At 71.8% G+C, this 14262-nt stretch carries 10 protein-coding genes; 4 read left to right on the forward strand and 6 right to left on the reverse strand.

Annotated elements, in window-relative coordinates; genetic code table 11:
- Positions 1-151 precede the first annotated feature (151 nt).
- Entirely contained in the window at positions 152-1795 is a 1644-nt protein-coding gene (locus ACZ4WZ_RS00480) for a condensation domain-containing protein (protein ID WP_467883703.1), read from the forward strand.
- Between the two features lie 137 nt (positions 1796-1932).
- Entirely contained in the window at positions 1933-3759 is a 1827-nt protein-coding gene (locus ACZ4WZ_RS00485; protein WP_467883704.1) for a hypothetical protein, read from the forward strand.
- A 75-nt stretch (positions 3760-3834) separates the two neighbouring features.
- Here ACZ4WZ_RS00485 and ACZ4WZ_RS00490 read toward each other — a convergent pair whose 3' ends face one another.
- Positions 3835-6657, reverse strand: a complete 2823-nt coding sequence (locus ACZ4WZ_RS00490) for an AAA family ATPase (protein WP_467883705.1) — start codon at positions 6655-6657, stop codon at positions 3835-3837.
- A 746-nt stretch (positions 6658-7403) separates the two neighbouring features.
- Between ACZ4WZ_RS00490 and ACZ4WZ_RS00495 the strand changes: the two genes are divergently transcribed.
- Positions 7404-8063 (forward strand): helix-turn-helix transcriptional regulator, encoded by a 660-nt coding sequence (locus ACZ4WZ_RS00495; RefSeq protein WP_467883706.1) that lies wholly within the window; start codon positions 7404-7406, stop codon positions 8061-8063.
- Positions 8064-8116: 53 nt separating this feature from the next.
- Here the strand turns inward: ACZ4WZ_RS00495 and ACZ4WZ_RS00500 are convergent, their stop codons facing one another.
- Positions 8117-8818 carry an NAD(P)-dependent oxidoreductase gene (locus tag ACZ4WZ_RS00500; protein WP_467883707.1) on the reverse strand — a complete coding sequence of 234 codons (702 nt, stop codon included), beginning with the start codon at positions 8816-8818 and terminating at the stop codon, positions 8117-8119.
- 134 nt (positions 8819-8952) lie between these two features.
- Here ACZ4WZ_RS00500 and ACZ4WZ_RS00505 point away from each other — a divergent pair, with 134 nt between their 5' ends.
- A complete protein-coding gene (locus tag ACZ4WZ_RS00505) occupies positions 8953-9675 on the forward strand; it encodes a TetR/AcrR family transcriptional regulator (protein ID WP_467883708.1) in 723 nt (240 codons plus the stop codon).
- A 162-nt stretch (positions 9676-9837) separates the two neighbouring features.
- On the opposite strand, the gene ACZ4WZ_RS00510 is transcribed toward ACZ4WZ_RS00505, so the two are convergent.
- Genes ACZ4WZ_RS00510 through ACZ4WZ_RS00525 form a run of 4 tightly spaced genes read right to left on the reverse strand, consistent with a single transcriptional unit; the run spans position 9838 to position 14212 of the window.
- Positions 9838-11580 carry an ABC transporter ATP-binding protein gene (locus ACZ4WZ_RS00510; protein WP_467884187.1) on the reverse strand — a complete coding sequence of 581 codons (1743 nt, stop codon included), beginning with the start codon at positions 11578-11580 and terminating at the stop codon, positions 9838-9840.
- Positions 11581-11596: 16 nt separating this feature from the next.
- Entirely contained in the window at positions 11597-12013 is a 417-nt protein-coding gene (locus tag ACZ4WZ_RS00515; protein ID WP_467883709.1) for a lasso peptide biosynthesis B2 protein, read from the reverse strand.
- Between the two features lie 59 nt (positions 12014-12072).
- The gene (locus ACZ4WZ_RS00520; protein WP_467883710.1) at positions 12073-12330 is read right to left on the reverse strand and encodes a lasso peptide biosynthesis PqqD family chaperone; all 258 of its coding nucleotides are present in this window, start codon (positions 12328-12330) and stop codon (positions 12073-12075) included.
- Between the two features lie 4 nt (positions 12331-12334).
- Positions 12335-14212 (reverse strand): lasso peptide isopeptide bond-forming cyclase, encoded by a 1878-nt coding sequence (locus ACZ4WZ_RS00525; RefSeq protein ID WP_467883711.1) that lies wholly within the window; start codon positions 14210-14212, stop codon positions 12335-12337.
- Positions 14213-14262: the final 50 nt, after the last annotated feature.

Genomic DNA, 14262 nt, shown 5'->3' on the forward strand with positions numbered 1-14262 from the left:
CGCCTCACCTGCCTGTTCCGCGAGGTATTCACGCACCGACCGCTTCCCTTCCGTACCTGTCGGTCGACGATCCGCCGCAAAAGAATCTATGGACGACCCGCGTCACCCAGACCCCGCAGCAGTGGCAGGTCGGGCAGGAGAAGGCATAGCGATGGACCATCTCAGATTGGTGTGCGCAGTCAGCGCCGCCGTACTCGGTACCGACGACCCGGATCCGAGCGCCAATTTCTTTGCGCTCGGCGGAAGTTCGTTCAAGGCAGCGAAGGTCTGTCTCGGACTGCGCCGCGAACTGGAGATGCCCGTTCCGCTGGAACTGCTGTTCCGGAACCCCGTGCTGAAGGATTTCGCGGTGAGCCTCGCGGAATTGACGGACCGCGGGTCCGCGCCCGCGCCGGATTCCGGAACGCGCCGCCCGGAAGACGCCGGGATCCGCCCCGGCGCGCCCCTTCCGGTGACCCCCTCGCAGCAGCGGTCGCTGGAACGCGACGTGGCCCACCGGACCCTCGGCGCGAAGCCCCACGTGCGCACCGTGCCGTGGTGCGTCTCGCTGAACGGTCCCGTCGACGAGCACCGGCTCACCACTGCCCTCGCCGCCCTGGCGGCCCGGCACGACGCACTGCGCACGGTGTTCACCATGCGGGACGGGGTGGGTGAGGCGACGGTCCTGCCGACGGGCGATGTCCCCCTCCGGTCGCACGACCTCTCCGGCCTCCCCGAGCACGACCGATTGCCCCGGGCTCTGGCCCTGGCCGCCGAGTTCTCCGGCCTCCCCTTCGACCCGCGCGAACTGCCCCGGCTGCGCGCCGCGCTCTACCGGCTAGCCCCGGACCGGTCGGTGCTCCTGCTGGTCAGTGACCACAGCGTCTCCGACGGGCGCTCAGCGGAGATCCTCGGCACGGAACTGGCCCGCCTCTACACCCGGGCGGCGACCGGCGAAACCTGCGAACTCCCTCCGGTGGCCGTCCAGTTCTCCGACTGGGTGAGCCGACGGCACGGGCCGGAAGGCCTGCGACAGCTGCACGCCCGGCTCATGCCCTACTGGCTGCCCGAGGTCACCGCCAACCGTTTCTTCCCGCAGCTCGACCTGCCGAACGCCCGGCCGTCGGCAGAACCGGCCGCCGACGGCCTCCGGCATCACAGCCTGGTCCCGGCCGGCACGGCCGACGCCATGCAGGAGTACGCACGGCAGCACGACACCACCCTCTTCACGGTCCATGCCGCGACCTTCGTCGCGCACCTGCACACCGTGACGGGCGAACACGACCTCACGATCTGCACCCCCGACGACCTGCGCGGAACGGACGACCTGGAGCACACGGTCGGCTGGCTGTCCACCACCGTGGCCCTCCGCTTCCGGTTGCCCGAGCGTCCCACTTTCGACGACGTCGTCGCGGAGACCCGTCGTCTCCTGCTGGGCGCCATGGACCACCGCGGTCCCGGCTACCGCGACGTCCTGGACGCCGGCGGCGTCCCGCAGCAGGGCCCGCCCACCGTCATCTTCTTCGAGTACACCGAGGCCGACGACAGCGACGACGCGCCGCTGCTCTTCGCCGGCACTCCCGCCACCGGTCTGCCCCTCCCGCTCGCCGGAACGACCCCCGGGCTGTCCCTGTGGTCCCGCCGCACCGCCGAAGGCCTGGCGACGACGGTCGTCCACGCCGCCAACCACCTGGACGCACCGGCCATGGAGGACTTCCTCGCCGGCTGGCGCGCTCTGACGAGCCACGCGCTCAGCGCCTCCCACCTGCCGGTCGTCGAGGTGGCCCGACGGGCCGGCGAGGGGCGGACGGCATAGGCCGGGCGCGGCAGCCGACGGCCCCAGAAGCCCGGCGACTCCCCCTCGCCACGGGCCTCGCCCCTTCCAGATCCCCGTCCGCCGTCCCAAGGCGCGGCGTGGCGTGGCGTCCCACCCTCTCTACGAAAGGCGTCCCAATGACCACCTATCCGCAGGAGACCTCCCCCTCCTCCCGTGCACAACGAGCCGACGGAGTACGGCTCGCACGCTTCACCCTGCAGGACCTGCCCACGCTGGACTTCGCCGCGCCGATCGTTCCCGAGCTGGTGGCACTCGACGAGCTGCCCGCACCCTGGGCCTACAAGCGCTTCCGTGACCTGGAGGGCAAGGAAGCCTTCCGGGAGCTCCTCCTGCAGAAGCTCGACCGTGCCTTCGAGGCGCTGGACCGCGACACCGCGGCCGAGACGAGCGCCGGCCTGCGCGCCCTGCTCGGCCAGTTGACGGACAAGGGCGCGGTGGTCCTCGCGGACATCGTGGCCACCATGGACTTCATGGCGTTGGTCGAGCGCTACGACGAGATCATGACCCTGGAGGGCAGCGGCAGCTTCATCCACCGCTTCGTCGACCTGCGCAGGACCGTCGGACTGCTCACCGACCCCGAGGTCAACCAGCCGCTGCTGCACCCGCTGATGGTCGCCCTCATCTCCTACGCCGTCGGCGGGCCGGTGCGGATCGTCGATGCCCGGGCCAAGGACGCCGAGCCGCTGTCGGTTCTGGCGCAGGACAACATGCTCCACATCGACAACACGCCCTTCAACGACGAGTACAAGATCCTCGTCACCTGGCGGCGCGGTACGGCGGAGGGCCCGGCGGGCCAGAACTTCACGTTCCTGCCCGGCACCCACAAGCTGGCCCGCACCTGTCTGACCGACGGCGAAGGCGTCCCGTGGTCGAGTGAGAACGCGTCGATCTTCACCACCCCGGACAGCATCCGCAAGGTCTTCGCCGCCCAGAAGCGCCTCAACGGCGAGGCCGAGCCGACCGTCGTCGAGGTCACCGACCCCGACCGGCCGCTCAGCAGCGTCTTCGCCGCGGGCTCCTTGGTGCACCACCGCTTCCGTACCGCGACCGGAAGGGCCCGCAGCTGCGTCATCATCGCCTTCCACCGGGTGGCCGACAACCCCGGCCGTCTGGTGAGCGACATCGAGGACACCGCGGACGCCTCGCTGAGCGAGCTGCTGACCTGCGGCACCCCTGACGAGGCGTACGAGCCGCGGTTCCTCGCGAGCCTCCAGGCGTCGGCCGGTGACATCGCCGAGCTGCTGACGAAGTGGCGCAACACTCCGGAACGGCCTGTTCCGCTGCCGCTGCACGAGCAGACGCTCAGCGGGCCGCGCTTCGAGGAGTGGATGACGGCCGCCACCGAGGCGCCGAAGGTCCAGGAGATCAGGGGCCGGGAGCAGGTGATCCCCTTCGGTGACATCCTGCTCCGTGAGGAGTTCTTCGACCTGGTCTGGCGCCTGATGCGGTTCGACAAGCACGGCCCGCTGGACCTGATCCTCCACCACGACAACCACGAGGAGCCGCGCAAGTGGGCGCGCAACCTCATTCGTGAGGCCTCTCCGGACCGCCTCCAGGAGCGGCTCGCGGGCTGGAGCGACGGCCTTGAGCAGCCGCGGCCGTCGGACGCCCTCCAGGCGCGGCAGGTCCACGACCTGGCGATGCGGGTCCTCGACCTGACGACCCTGGACGGCAGCCAGCAGCCGCCCGCCGACTGGCACAACGACCTGGCCGGGATGAGCCCCGCCGTCGCCGGACGCTCGGTGACCCAGCTGATCAAGGACCTGGCCGAGTCCGTACTGCGCTGCGAGGACCTGCCGGCCTACCTCTCGACGTGCTTGTTCATCTTCTGGGCGGTGGACACCGCCTACAGCCTGGACGGCAGGCGGGACACCGAGACCCGGGAGATCGCGGGCCGGCTGCTGCGGCACTACGTGCTGCTGTCCCTCACCTCGGCCGAGTAGACGGTGTGCCGGCCCGCACGGTTCCCGTCCGGGCCGGCACACCGGCACTGATCACGGCTGTGGGGTTCTGCGGACCTATGCGGCGTCCATGAGGGCGACAGCCAGATCCGCCCGGCCGCGGATACCGAGTTTCTGGTAGCTGTGCGTCAGATGTGTCTCCACCGTGCGGACAGCCACGTGCAGCAGCGCGGCGATCTCACTGTTGCTGTGCCCGGCCACGACCAGCAGGGCGATGCGGCGTTCGCTGGAGGTGAGCGCCATGACCCCGGTCTGGCTCGCCCGTTGCGGACGGGCGCCGCAACGGCGCAGGGCTTCCCGCGCGATCAGGTGCAGCCGGACCGCTCCCAGGCGCTCGGCGCGCTGGGCGGCCTCACGCAACACTTCACGGGCCCGCTGCCGCTGTCCGGAGCCCTGGAGCGCCTGCGCGAGCGACAGGAGGGCGGGAACCAGTTCGGGAAGCGGTTCAGTGGTGTCCCGCAGCGTTTCCACCGCCTGTTCGGCAAGTTCCAGCCCCTGCCGTCCGCCGAGCGACGCGCCGAGGGCGCGCATCGCCCGGCCCACGGCGCGAGGCGTTCCCCATGTCCGGGCCAGCCGCAGTTCCTCCGTGGCGAGCGGGACCGCCTTCTCCGCCGAACCCAGCGCGACGTGACAGTCGGCGGCGGCGGAGCGCCACGGAGTGACGACCGGGCTCTCCACTTGGCGGGCGGACTGACGGACCCCGCACTCCAGGAAGTCGGCGAGCGCTCCGCCGGGGTCCTCCGACGCGAGGCGGAACAACCCCCGCGCGTAGAGGAACTCGCTCCATTCCCAGGACCCGTTCGCTCCGCCCAGGGCGACGGCCTCGGCGAGCCGCTGGGCCTCGGACATCCGCCCCGTCTCCGTCAGCGCGATGAGGGCCTGGGCACTGAGGTGGGCGTTGTCGGGCACCGGCTCCACGCGCTGTCCCCCGCGCGTGCCCCATAGCGTCGTGTCGGCCAGCAGGTCGCCGTACTGGCCTCGCATCACCGCGATCTCGGCCTGGACGCTCAGCAGGCTCTGCCGTCCGGGGTGCAGCTTCGGCAACCGGTCGTCGGCGAGTCCGCGTGCCACCAGCCGGCCGGCCTCGGGGAGCTCATCGGCCCACTGCGCCAGCGAGGCGGTGGACGCGAGGAGATACGGCTCGATCAGCGGATCCAGCACTTCGGCCGTCAGCGACCGGACCCGTTCCATGACCTCGGCCGCCGACAGGTGTCCGGCGGTCGCGTCGTATTCGGTGAGCAGCGCACGAGCGGTGGGGGCCATCGTGCCGGGCGACCGCTCCTCGATCCGTTTGAGTTCGGCCACCACCTGCAGCCAACTGGCGCCCTCGTGCGAGGAGACGAGGGCGGTCGCCGCTTGGAGCGCGTCCGCCAAGCCCGTGGAGTCGGCCTCCTCGGCGAGGTCCTCGAGCACGGTGAGGGCGAGACGGACCTCGCCCCGGGCCACCAGGGCGGCGCTCAGCGCGGTGGCGGCGTGGACCTTTCCTCCGACGTGCTGCTCCAGCCGCAGCGCCTCGGCGAGGTGGCGCACCCCGGAGGAGCGCTCGCCCTGCATTTCCAGACAGCCGAGCTCCGAGAGGGCCTCGACCCGGCGGCGGGCGGGCAGTGGTTCTTCGAGCGCCCGCCGCAGAAGGGCGATCGCGTCATCGATCCGCGCGCCGCGGACCGCCTGGGCAGCGGCGGTGAGCAGCACGTCAGCGGCCCAGGGCTCGCCCACGGCCCCGATCGGCAGCAGTTGACGCGCCACCGCGTCCTCCGGGTCACCCCGGCGGTGCAACAGTTCAGCGGTGCGACGGCGGAGGTTCGTCCGGTGGTCCCGGTGCTGGGAGTCCCGTATCGCCTCGCGCAGCAGAGGATGGGCGAACACCGGACGGCCCTCCGTCGCGGTGGCCCGCAGGAGACCCTGCCGGATGAGGTCCCCGGTCCATCCGCAGAGTCGAGCCGGGTCCGATCCGGCCACCTGGGGAAGGAGCCCGAGGGCGTCCTCCACCTCCTGGAGTTCGGCGAGCGCCTGGGCGGCGGCCGCCGTCTCGGCGCCCGCACTGTGCAACCACCGGGACACCGCGCCGGCGAAGGCACCGTGATGGAGCTCGGCGCAGCTCTCCGGGAGCCGAGGCGGGAGCGGCCCGCCGCCGGTGATCTCCGTCAGATCGGTGAGCAGGGCGTGCAGCAGCATCGGATTGCCGGCACAGGCCTGGACGCAGTCCTCGGCGAGAGCCTGCGGTACGTGGTCGCCCAGCGCCGCGCGGACCACACCGGTGGAAGCCGCCGGGCCCAGGGGTCTCAACGTCCAATGCCCGTGCGCCGGCCTGCCGGCGGGGTCGGCGAAGGCGGGCTTCGGCGGGACGAGGTCGTACTGCCAGCGCTCCGTCACCGCCAGCAGGACCGGCAGCTTGTCCAGCCGCCGGGCCACTTGGGCGAGCCAGCGACGCGACGGCTCGTCGGCCAGGTGGATGTCGTCCACGGCGAGCAGGACGGGACCCTCCGCCGCCTTCGCACGGAGCAGGCTCCACAGCCGGGACGGCAGATCCGCCCCGTACAGCGAGCCGTCCCACTGAGCGCCTCCCGCCGCCGGCGGCACGACCGGCTTCCGGTGAAGGAGGTCGTCGAACAGCTGGAGGACCGCCCCGAAGTCGGCGTCCGATTCCTGATCGGAGCATCGGGCGCTCAGTACCGTCGTCCCCTGGAGCGCCGCGCCCCTGGAAAGTTCCTCCAACAAAGCGGTGCGGCCGATTCCGGTAGCACCTCGGACCACCAGCAGTTCACCGGCGCCCGACCGCGCCCGGTCGACCCCCGCCCTGGCCTCGCTCAGCGGCTCCGCCCGCTCCCACAACGCGCCGGACTGAGCGGGGGCTGGCGCCCGCGACGAACTGACGATCATACGTGGGGCTCCTGGACATTATGGTGCGGTGCGCAGAGAGGAGAGGCCATTGTGTACCACTCCCCTGAACGCAAGAGCGTGCTACGGCGATTTCAGGCCTCTCCTGACATGCGTGCGATCTACATCTCACTCGGACATATCCCCCATGCAGAGACATGTCCGAGTCCAGCCATCTGGGAAGCCCCTCGCGGGCGCCGCCGGCCGCCTCGCAGCCGGCGGCGGTAGGCGCATTGCATATCACACGCGGGAAAACGTTCCCCGCCAACGACCGGCGGCCTGCTGCCCGAGGGCGAGCCGGGCCGCTCCGAGGGCCGGACGGCGCCTTCCATGAAGTCCCGGGCGACAGGGAGAGCAATTGGTTTCCGCCCTTCGGACAGGGGCACTTCGTGAATCGTTCAATGGTGAAACAAGGGATCTCGGCATCGGGAGAACACTTCTCGAATTCTGCGTCGCCCCGGTGACGACCGCCGACGGCACGAGACTCGCGTGCCACGAGTGCTGGGCAGCCGGAGCGCACACAACCAGCAGGCAGCGGCGCCGCCCGGGGCCGTCCGGCGCGTCAACGCCACCGGCATCAAAGACACTTAAAGTCCTCGTGGTTACGATCTCGTGGGCGCCCACGATGGCCACGCCACGGCCCTGTCGAGGAGAGTGAAAGCCAATGGCGCTGCGGCGCACTCGATAACCGACCCGGTCCCACGGGTCCGTCAATCCGGGTCCGCCACAAGAACAAGGAGATGTGAACTGTGACTCAGTGCGTCGACGGAGTCAGCACGTTTCGTCGGGTTCCGGTTGTCATTCATGCGCCCGACCCGATTTCCCGGGCCGGAGTCGTGAGCGAGCTCCGTCCGTACCCGGAGATAGCACTCACTGACGACGCGCGGCAAGAGCCCAGCCAGGTCGCACTGCTGCTCGCCGACTCGGTGGACGAAACCGTTCTGCTGAACTTGCGCCGGCTCGTCCGCGCCGAGGCCGTCCGGGTCGTCCTGGTCGTGGACCGGCTCAGAGAAGCGGAACTGTTCGATGTGGTCGCCTGCGGCGTCACTTCGATTCTCTGGCGCCGTGAGGCCACCGGCGCACGCCTGCTCCAAGCCGTCCTCGCCGCGGAACGGGGAGACGGCGACTTCCCCGCTGATCTTCTGGGCAAGCTCATCGCCCACATGGGACGTCTCCGGAGCAGCGCGCCCGGCGCACCGGGCCCGGCTCCGGCGACGATGGGGATGGTGCCGCGGGAAGCCGATGTCCTGCGGCTGGTGGCGGACGGCCTGGACACCGGAGAGATCGCGGCCAAGCTGGCCTACTCGGAGCGGACGGTCAAGAACGTGCTCCACACCGTGACGACCCGCCTCCAACTGCGCAACCGCGCCCACGCGGTGGCCTACGCGCTGCGCGAGGGGTACATCTAGGCCGCCCGCAGCGCGCGAAGCCCGAGCCTCGGGCGACGGGTCCCGCGCTCGGCTCAGTACCCGATCGTGAACCGACGCTGGACGAAGCGGGGCAGCTCCACCTCGTCCACCAGCGCGATCGCGGCGTCCTCCGCGGAGATCCGGCTCAGGCCGTCGGCGTCCAGTACGGGCTGGTCGCCGCCGATGCGGAAGCGGCCGGTTCGTTCGCCGGGGGCGATCTGCTCGGCGGGGCTGAAGTAGGTCCACAGTCGGTTCGAGCCGCGCAGGACGTTCAGCGCCTCCCGGTGACCGCGTACGGCGGCGGCGTACGACCGGGGCAGACCGACTGCGTCGAGGGACGCATGGATGAGCTCGTCGTGGTCGGCGCGGACGACGCCCGGCTCGATCTCCAGGCTGCCGGCGCCGCCGATGACGATCAGGCGGGTGCGCGGCCGGCTCTCCAGGGCCTTGAGCAGGGCCCGGGCGGCGGTGGCGTAGACGCTCGGGTCCGCGATCGAGCGCTCGACGGTGTCGGCGAAGTCCTTCGCCGCGTTGCCCGGCTGAAAACCGCTGATCAGGACGTCCAGGCCGGGCAGCACGGCGGCGATGCTCGCGGAGTCCATGACGTCCACACTCGCCCAGTCCAGGTTCGGCCGCTCCTCGTTCGCCCCGGAGGCGTCCCGGCTGAATGCCGTGACGCGATGCCCGCGCCGGAGGGCCTCGGTGACGACCCGGCTCCCGATCGTGCCTGTGGCTCCGATGACGCCGATGTGCATGGTTCTCCCCTTTGGCTCATGCGTGTGGTCGTGCGGGATGGCAGCGGAAGGCCGGGAGCCTCACGCCGTGAAAGCACTATACGCCGTGAAGTTTCAGTACGGGGGTCAGCTCGGTGACGCTGTAGACTGACGCCGTGACAGGCACCCGGAGCAACGGAAGACGCGAGCGGCTGCGGGCCGAGACGACCGCCGAGATCAAGAGCACCGCCCTGGAGCTGATGCGCTCGGGCGGCCCCGCCGCGATCACACTCCGGGCGATCGCCCGCGAGATGGGCATGACCGCCAACGCCATCTACGGGTACTTCGCCACCCGTGACGACCTCGTCACCGCCCTCATCGCCGACGTCTACACGGCCCTCGCCGACGCGCTCGACGCCGCCTGGACCGCCTCCGCCCAGGCTGACCCGGCGGAGCGGATCAAGGCATGGGCCCACGCCTTCCGGGACTGGACACTGGCCAACCCCGAGGGTTTCCGGCTCATCTACGGCGACCCCGTGCCCGGCTACCAGGCACCGGACGGTGGCGCCGCGCCGGACGCCGCCCGTCGGGTCTGCGTCGGCATCACCGGCCTGGCGGACGCGGCCTGGGGCGAAGCCGAACGCACCCACGACGACGGCTTCGACTGGGACGACTTCGACCCCGCCCTGCTGGACAAGGTCCGCCCGGCGTTCCCAGAGCTCCCGCCGGCCGGAGTCGCCCTGGCGCTGCGCATCTGGGGCCACCTGCACGGCCTGATCACGCTGGAGATCTACGGCCACCTGCGCGCCCAGACCCACTCGCCCGACAAGCTCTTCCGGGCCGAACTCGCCGAGCTGATCAGGTCCCTGCCCCTCCCCGCCGAGAGCCCGCCTCGCTGATCGGCCGGCCAGCCGATCGGCGGGTCGTCCCGCCGCTCAGGGGCACTTCTCGTCCGGGGCCGGCACGATGCCCCCCACTGTCTGGACCCTCCTCCCGAGCACGCCCGCCAAAGGCTCGCCGAGGGAAGGCGGACGCTCTCCGTGATCGCACGGCCGGCGCGCTCACCGGCCGTTCAGCAGCTGCGTGGTGGCCAGTTCGCGGTAGAGGGCGTCCGCCGTGAGGAGTTCGGCGTGGGTGCCCACCGCCCGTACGCGGCCCGCCTCCATCACGACGATGCGGTCGGCCGTGGTGACCGTGGACAGGCGGTGGGCGACGACGAGGACGGTGATGCGGCCGGCGATGTCGGTGATGGTGTCGCGCAGTGCCGCCTCGTTGGCCGCGTCGAGCTGCGAAGTGGCTTCGTCGAGCAGCAACAGTCTCGGGCGGCGCAGCAGGGCCCTGGCGATCGCGACGCGCTGGCGCTCTCCGCCCGAGAGTCTGCTGCCGCGGTGACCGACGTCGGTGTCGAGGCCATGGGGCAGGCGGTCCGTCACCGCGTCGAGGCGGACGAGGCGCAGGGCGTGGCGGAGTTCTTCCTCCGTGGCATCGACCGCGCCCAGCGTCAGGTTCTCGCGCAGGGAGCCTGCGAGGACGGGTGCGTCCTGTTCCACGTATCCGATGGCGGCGCGCAGTTCGGCCAGGGGCCACTGCCGCACGTCCTTCCCGTCCAGCAGTACGTGCCCGTCGTCCGGCTCGTAGAAGCGTTCTATCAGGGAGAAGACCGTGGTCTTGCCCGTGCCGGACGGGCCGACGAACGCGGTCAGGCCTCCGCCGGGAACGGTGAAGGAGACACGGTGGTGCACCAGGGGCAGCCCGGGGCGGTAGGCGAAGCGGACCTCGCGGAAGGCCACGCGGGCGGGCAGCGGATCGCCTTGCGACCGGCTCGTACCCCCTCCCCTGCCGCGGTGCGCGCCCCGGTCCTCCAGGTTCTCGACCTCCAGGCTCTCCACCTCCAGGATCCGGGCAGCGGCGGCCGAACCGACCTGGAACTGGACGACGCCTTCCACCAGTTGGCCGATCCGGGGGGCGAGTGCGAAGAGGTAGAGGAGGAACGCGACCAGGGTGGAGACCCCGATGGCGCCGGAGGTGACGCGCGCGCCCCCCACCCCCAGCACGACCAGGAAGCAGACCTGCACCACGACCGCCGAGAGGGTCGCGGACACCGCTTCCCAGGCGGCGGCGCGGACACCGGTGCGCCGGGCGTGCTCGGCCGCCCGGTACAGCGCTCGCGCCTCCTGCTGTTCGGCACCCGATGCCTTGATCGTACGGAAGGCGCCCAGGGCTCGTTCCAGCGCGGCGCCCATGCGGCCGACGGCCTCCTGCGTATGCCGGGTCGCCCGGCCGATGCGCGGGGACACGACAGCGACGACGACGCCGACGAACGCGATCACTCCGAGCGTGACCCCGAGCAGCACGGGGTCGAGCAGGCCCATCATGACCACCGTCGCGAGGGTGATCAAGGTGCCGGTGACCGCGGCCGACACCGCCTGGGGAGCGCTTTGCCGCAGGAGCGCCGTGTCGGAGGTGACCCGGGAGATCAGGTCCCCCGGTTCGGTGCGCTCCACCACCGGTACGCGCAGCGCCAGCAGACGGTCGGTCAGGCGGCGCCGGGCGGTGCAGACGATGGACTCCGCGGACCGGTCCAGCACGTAGTGCCCGAGGCCGGCGAGGATTCCGCCCGCCGCCACCAGCACGCTCAGGACGACCACGGGGCCGTACGCCGGACCTCCTCGGCCCATGTCGTCCATCACCTGCTTGGCCGCCAGGGGCTGGGCCAAGCCCATCACGCTCCCGAGCAGACCCAGCAGGACACCCGCACCCATGCGGCCGCGCTGAGGCCGGAGGTGCCCGATGAGGGCGAGCATGGCAGGGGGCACGGGCTCAGTCCACCGCGAAGAAGCGCTGGAAGTATCCGGCCGGCGTGCCCTCGCCGACCGCCTTGCCCTCGGCTTCCACCCAGGCGTGCGCGGCGAACGGCGGGCGGGTGCGTACCCCCACGCACCAGGTGGGCCACCGGCCGCGGCAGCGGCACAGCAGCACCGTGGCCAGGGACCGCGGCAGGCATCCCTTGTGCCCGCCCGCGGCGAGGCTCACGGCGAGCACCGTCTCCCGGGCCGCTTCCGCCTCGGCCAGCGTGGCGGGCCGGGATCCGCGGCGGAGCAGGGCCAGCACGGCCCGGATCCGCCGGGGCGGCAGGGTGGCCAGCACGTGGGCGCAGCCGATCACCATGCGCGCCCCGAGGCGGCGGGCCAGGGGCACGGAGCGAGGGTGGTAGGGAACGGCTTCCGGGGTCGACATCTGTGCGTGTCCCTTCAGCGGGGGCGGCCGGCGGTCCACGGCGCGGCGGCCGTGGCCGGCTACGGCGTGATGAGCCCTGCGGAGCGGAATTCTTCGATGATGCTCATGACGTCCTGTGCGGCCACGTCGGTGTCCACGCCCTCGTACCCTTCGACGAGGGCCGCTGCCGCCCGTTCGGCGCCGTGGCCGTCCAGCAGCTCGCGGAGCACGACGGCCGCCGTGGGGTTGAGGGTCCAGTACTCGGCGCTCTTCTGATCGAGCAGGGCCATGCCGTACTCGGTCTCGGTGAGCAGGACCCCGGGCTTCAGCGTGCACATCGGATCACCTTTCCCGTTCCGTCAGGGGGCGCCGCCTCGGGGACGGCCTCATTTCCCGGGAACGCAGCCATGCTTCGCAGGCCACGGTCGGGTGCAGCAGGTAGCTCTCGCTCTCGGCCGACAGCGCGCGGCGGCACCACTCGCGCAGTGCCTTCACGTCGACGAGACCCAGCCGGGCGAGGCGCGACTCCTCGCACAGGGCCAGCAGACTGGCACGGTGGCGGCGCAGTCCCGCCTCTTCCTCGAAGGTGGCGTTGGCCTTGGTGCCGCGGGTGCGGCTGGCCTCGGGGACGATGCCGCGCATGGCCTCGACGATCAGCGGCTTGTACCGCCAAGGGGTGATCCGCTCCTGCGGCCGGACGGCGAGGGCTGCCTCGATCACCCGGTCGTCGTAGTAGGGGGCCGCGACCGTGATGCCGAGCGGGGCAGCCATCTGGCCGATGTGCCGGGTCCATTGGGAGATGCCGTCCATCGCGGCCATCTCCCGGTGCTCGCCGTGCCCGCGACCACGGGGCGCGGCGTCCGGGAGGTGGGTGCGGAGCAGCTCGCGCACCGCCTCCACGGCCTCGGGCGTGGCCCAGCCGGGCATGCGGGGCGGCGCCGACCAGTCGAGCAGCGGTTCGTCCGCCGGGGCCGGGGGCGCGTCCAGGTCGCGGGCGACCCGGCCGAGCCAGGCGCGGTAGGAGCGGCGGTCCAGCAGCTGGCGCAGCACTCGCCATCGGGACCACTGGTACTTCGCGGTGTATCCGCGCAGGTCCCGCAGGGCGGTGAGGGGATGCGTACCCAGCAGCGCGTGCAGGCGGGCGGGCGCTCCGGCGAGGAGTTCGTCGCCCCCCAGGCCGGTCAGGTGCAGGCTCGATCCGCGGGCTGCCGCCAGGGCGACGATGTGCATGCGGCGGTTGCGGTCGACCGTGAGGATGCTGGGGGTGTCCAGGAGGTCGTCGAGTGCGTCGATCCCATCGAAGGTCATGGCCAGTTCGGCCGCCGGGACGACGTGGTGCTCGACCGTCCCCAGGGCCTGGGTGGTCCGGCGCGCCCAGTACACGTCGTCACCGAGTTCGTCGTGGATGGCGGCGGTGTACGCCGCGACCTTCGCGTCCCCGCGGGCAGCGGCGCAGCACACGGCGGTGGAGTCGAGGCCGCCCAGGTCCGCCGTCACCAGCTCGCGCCCGCGTGTGCGCGTGGCGACGGCGGCGGTCAGCGCCTCCCGGAAGCGCACGGCGCCTTCGGCCAGGGACAGATGGGGCTCGGGCGGCGACCACCAGCGGGTCTCCTGCGCCCGTCCGTCGGGATCGAGCGTCAGGTAGTGACCGCCGGGCTGGACGTGTACGCCCTTCCACATCGGGGAGCCCGACAGCGGGTGCGGCACGCCCAGGGTAAGCAGTTCGAGAGCGAGCCTGCGTTCGTCGAGCGGGGCGCCGACCAGTTCGGCGAGTACGTCCGCCCGGTCGGAGGCCAGACTGACGCCGCCGGCTGCCGGGAGAGCGGCATCGGTGAAGAACACCCGCCTGATACCGACGACGCCGCCCTGGACCCGGACCCGTCGGTCGCGGCTGGCCACGAGGTGGTGGCTGCCGGCCCAGGTGGCGCTGATGCGGTCGAGCGTCGACAGGGACGTGCCTTCGACGGCTGCGGCGGCGCGCCGGGCCGCTTCGGCGGTGACGGAGTGTTCGCCGAGCACGGCGATGCGGGTTCCTCCGCACTCGCCCACCACCATGCTGGAGGGTGTCCAGCGCCCCACGAGCCAGGGACGTCCGGATCGATGGCGCAGAGCCTGGCCGGCGTGGGCGAGCGCGTCGGCGGCGACGGTGGCGGCCGCGTCGGTGTCGGGCAGGACGGCGAACCAGGTGGGCAGGGCCCGGAGTGACAGGGAGTCTTCCACGACTACGGCCTTCGGTCGGCGATGTGCGGGAAGCAGGTGGCCGGGAGGCA

The sequence above is a fragment of the Streptomyces sp. NPDC029122 genome, from assembly GCF_055569445.1.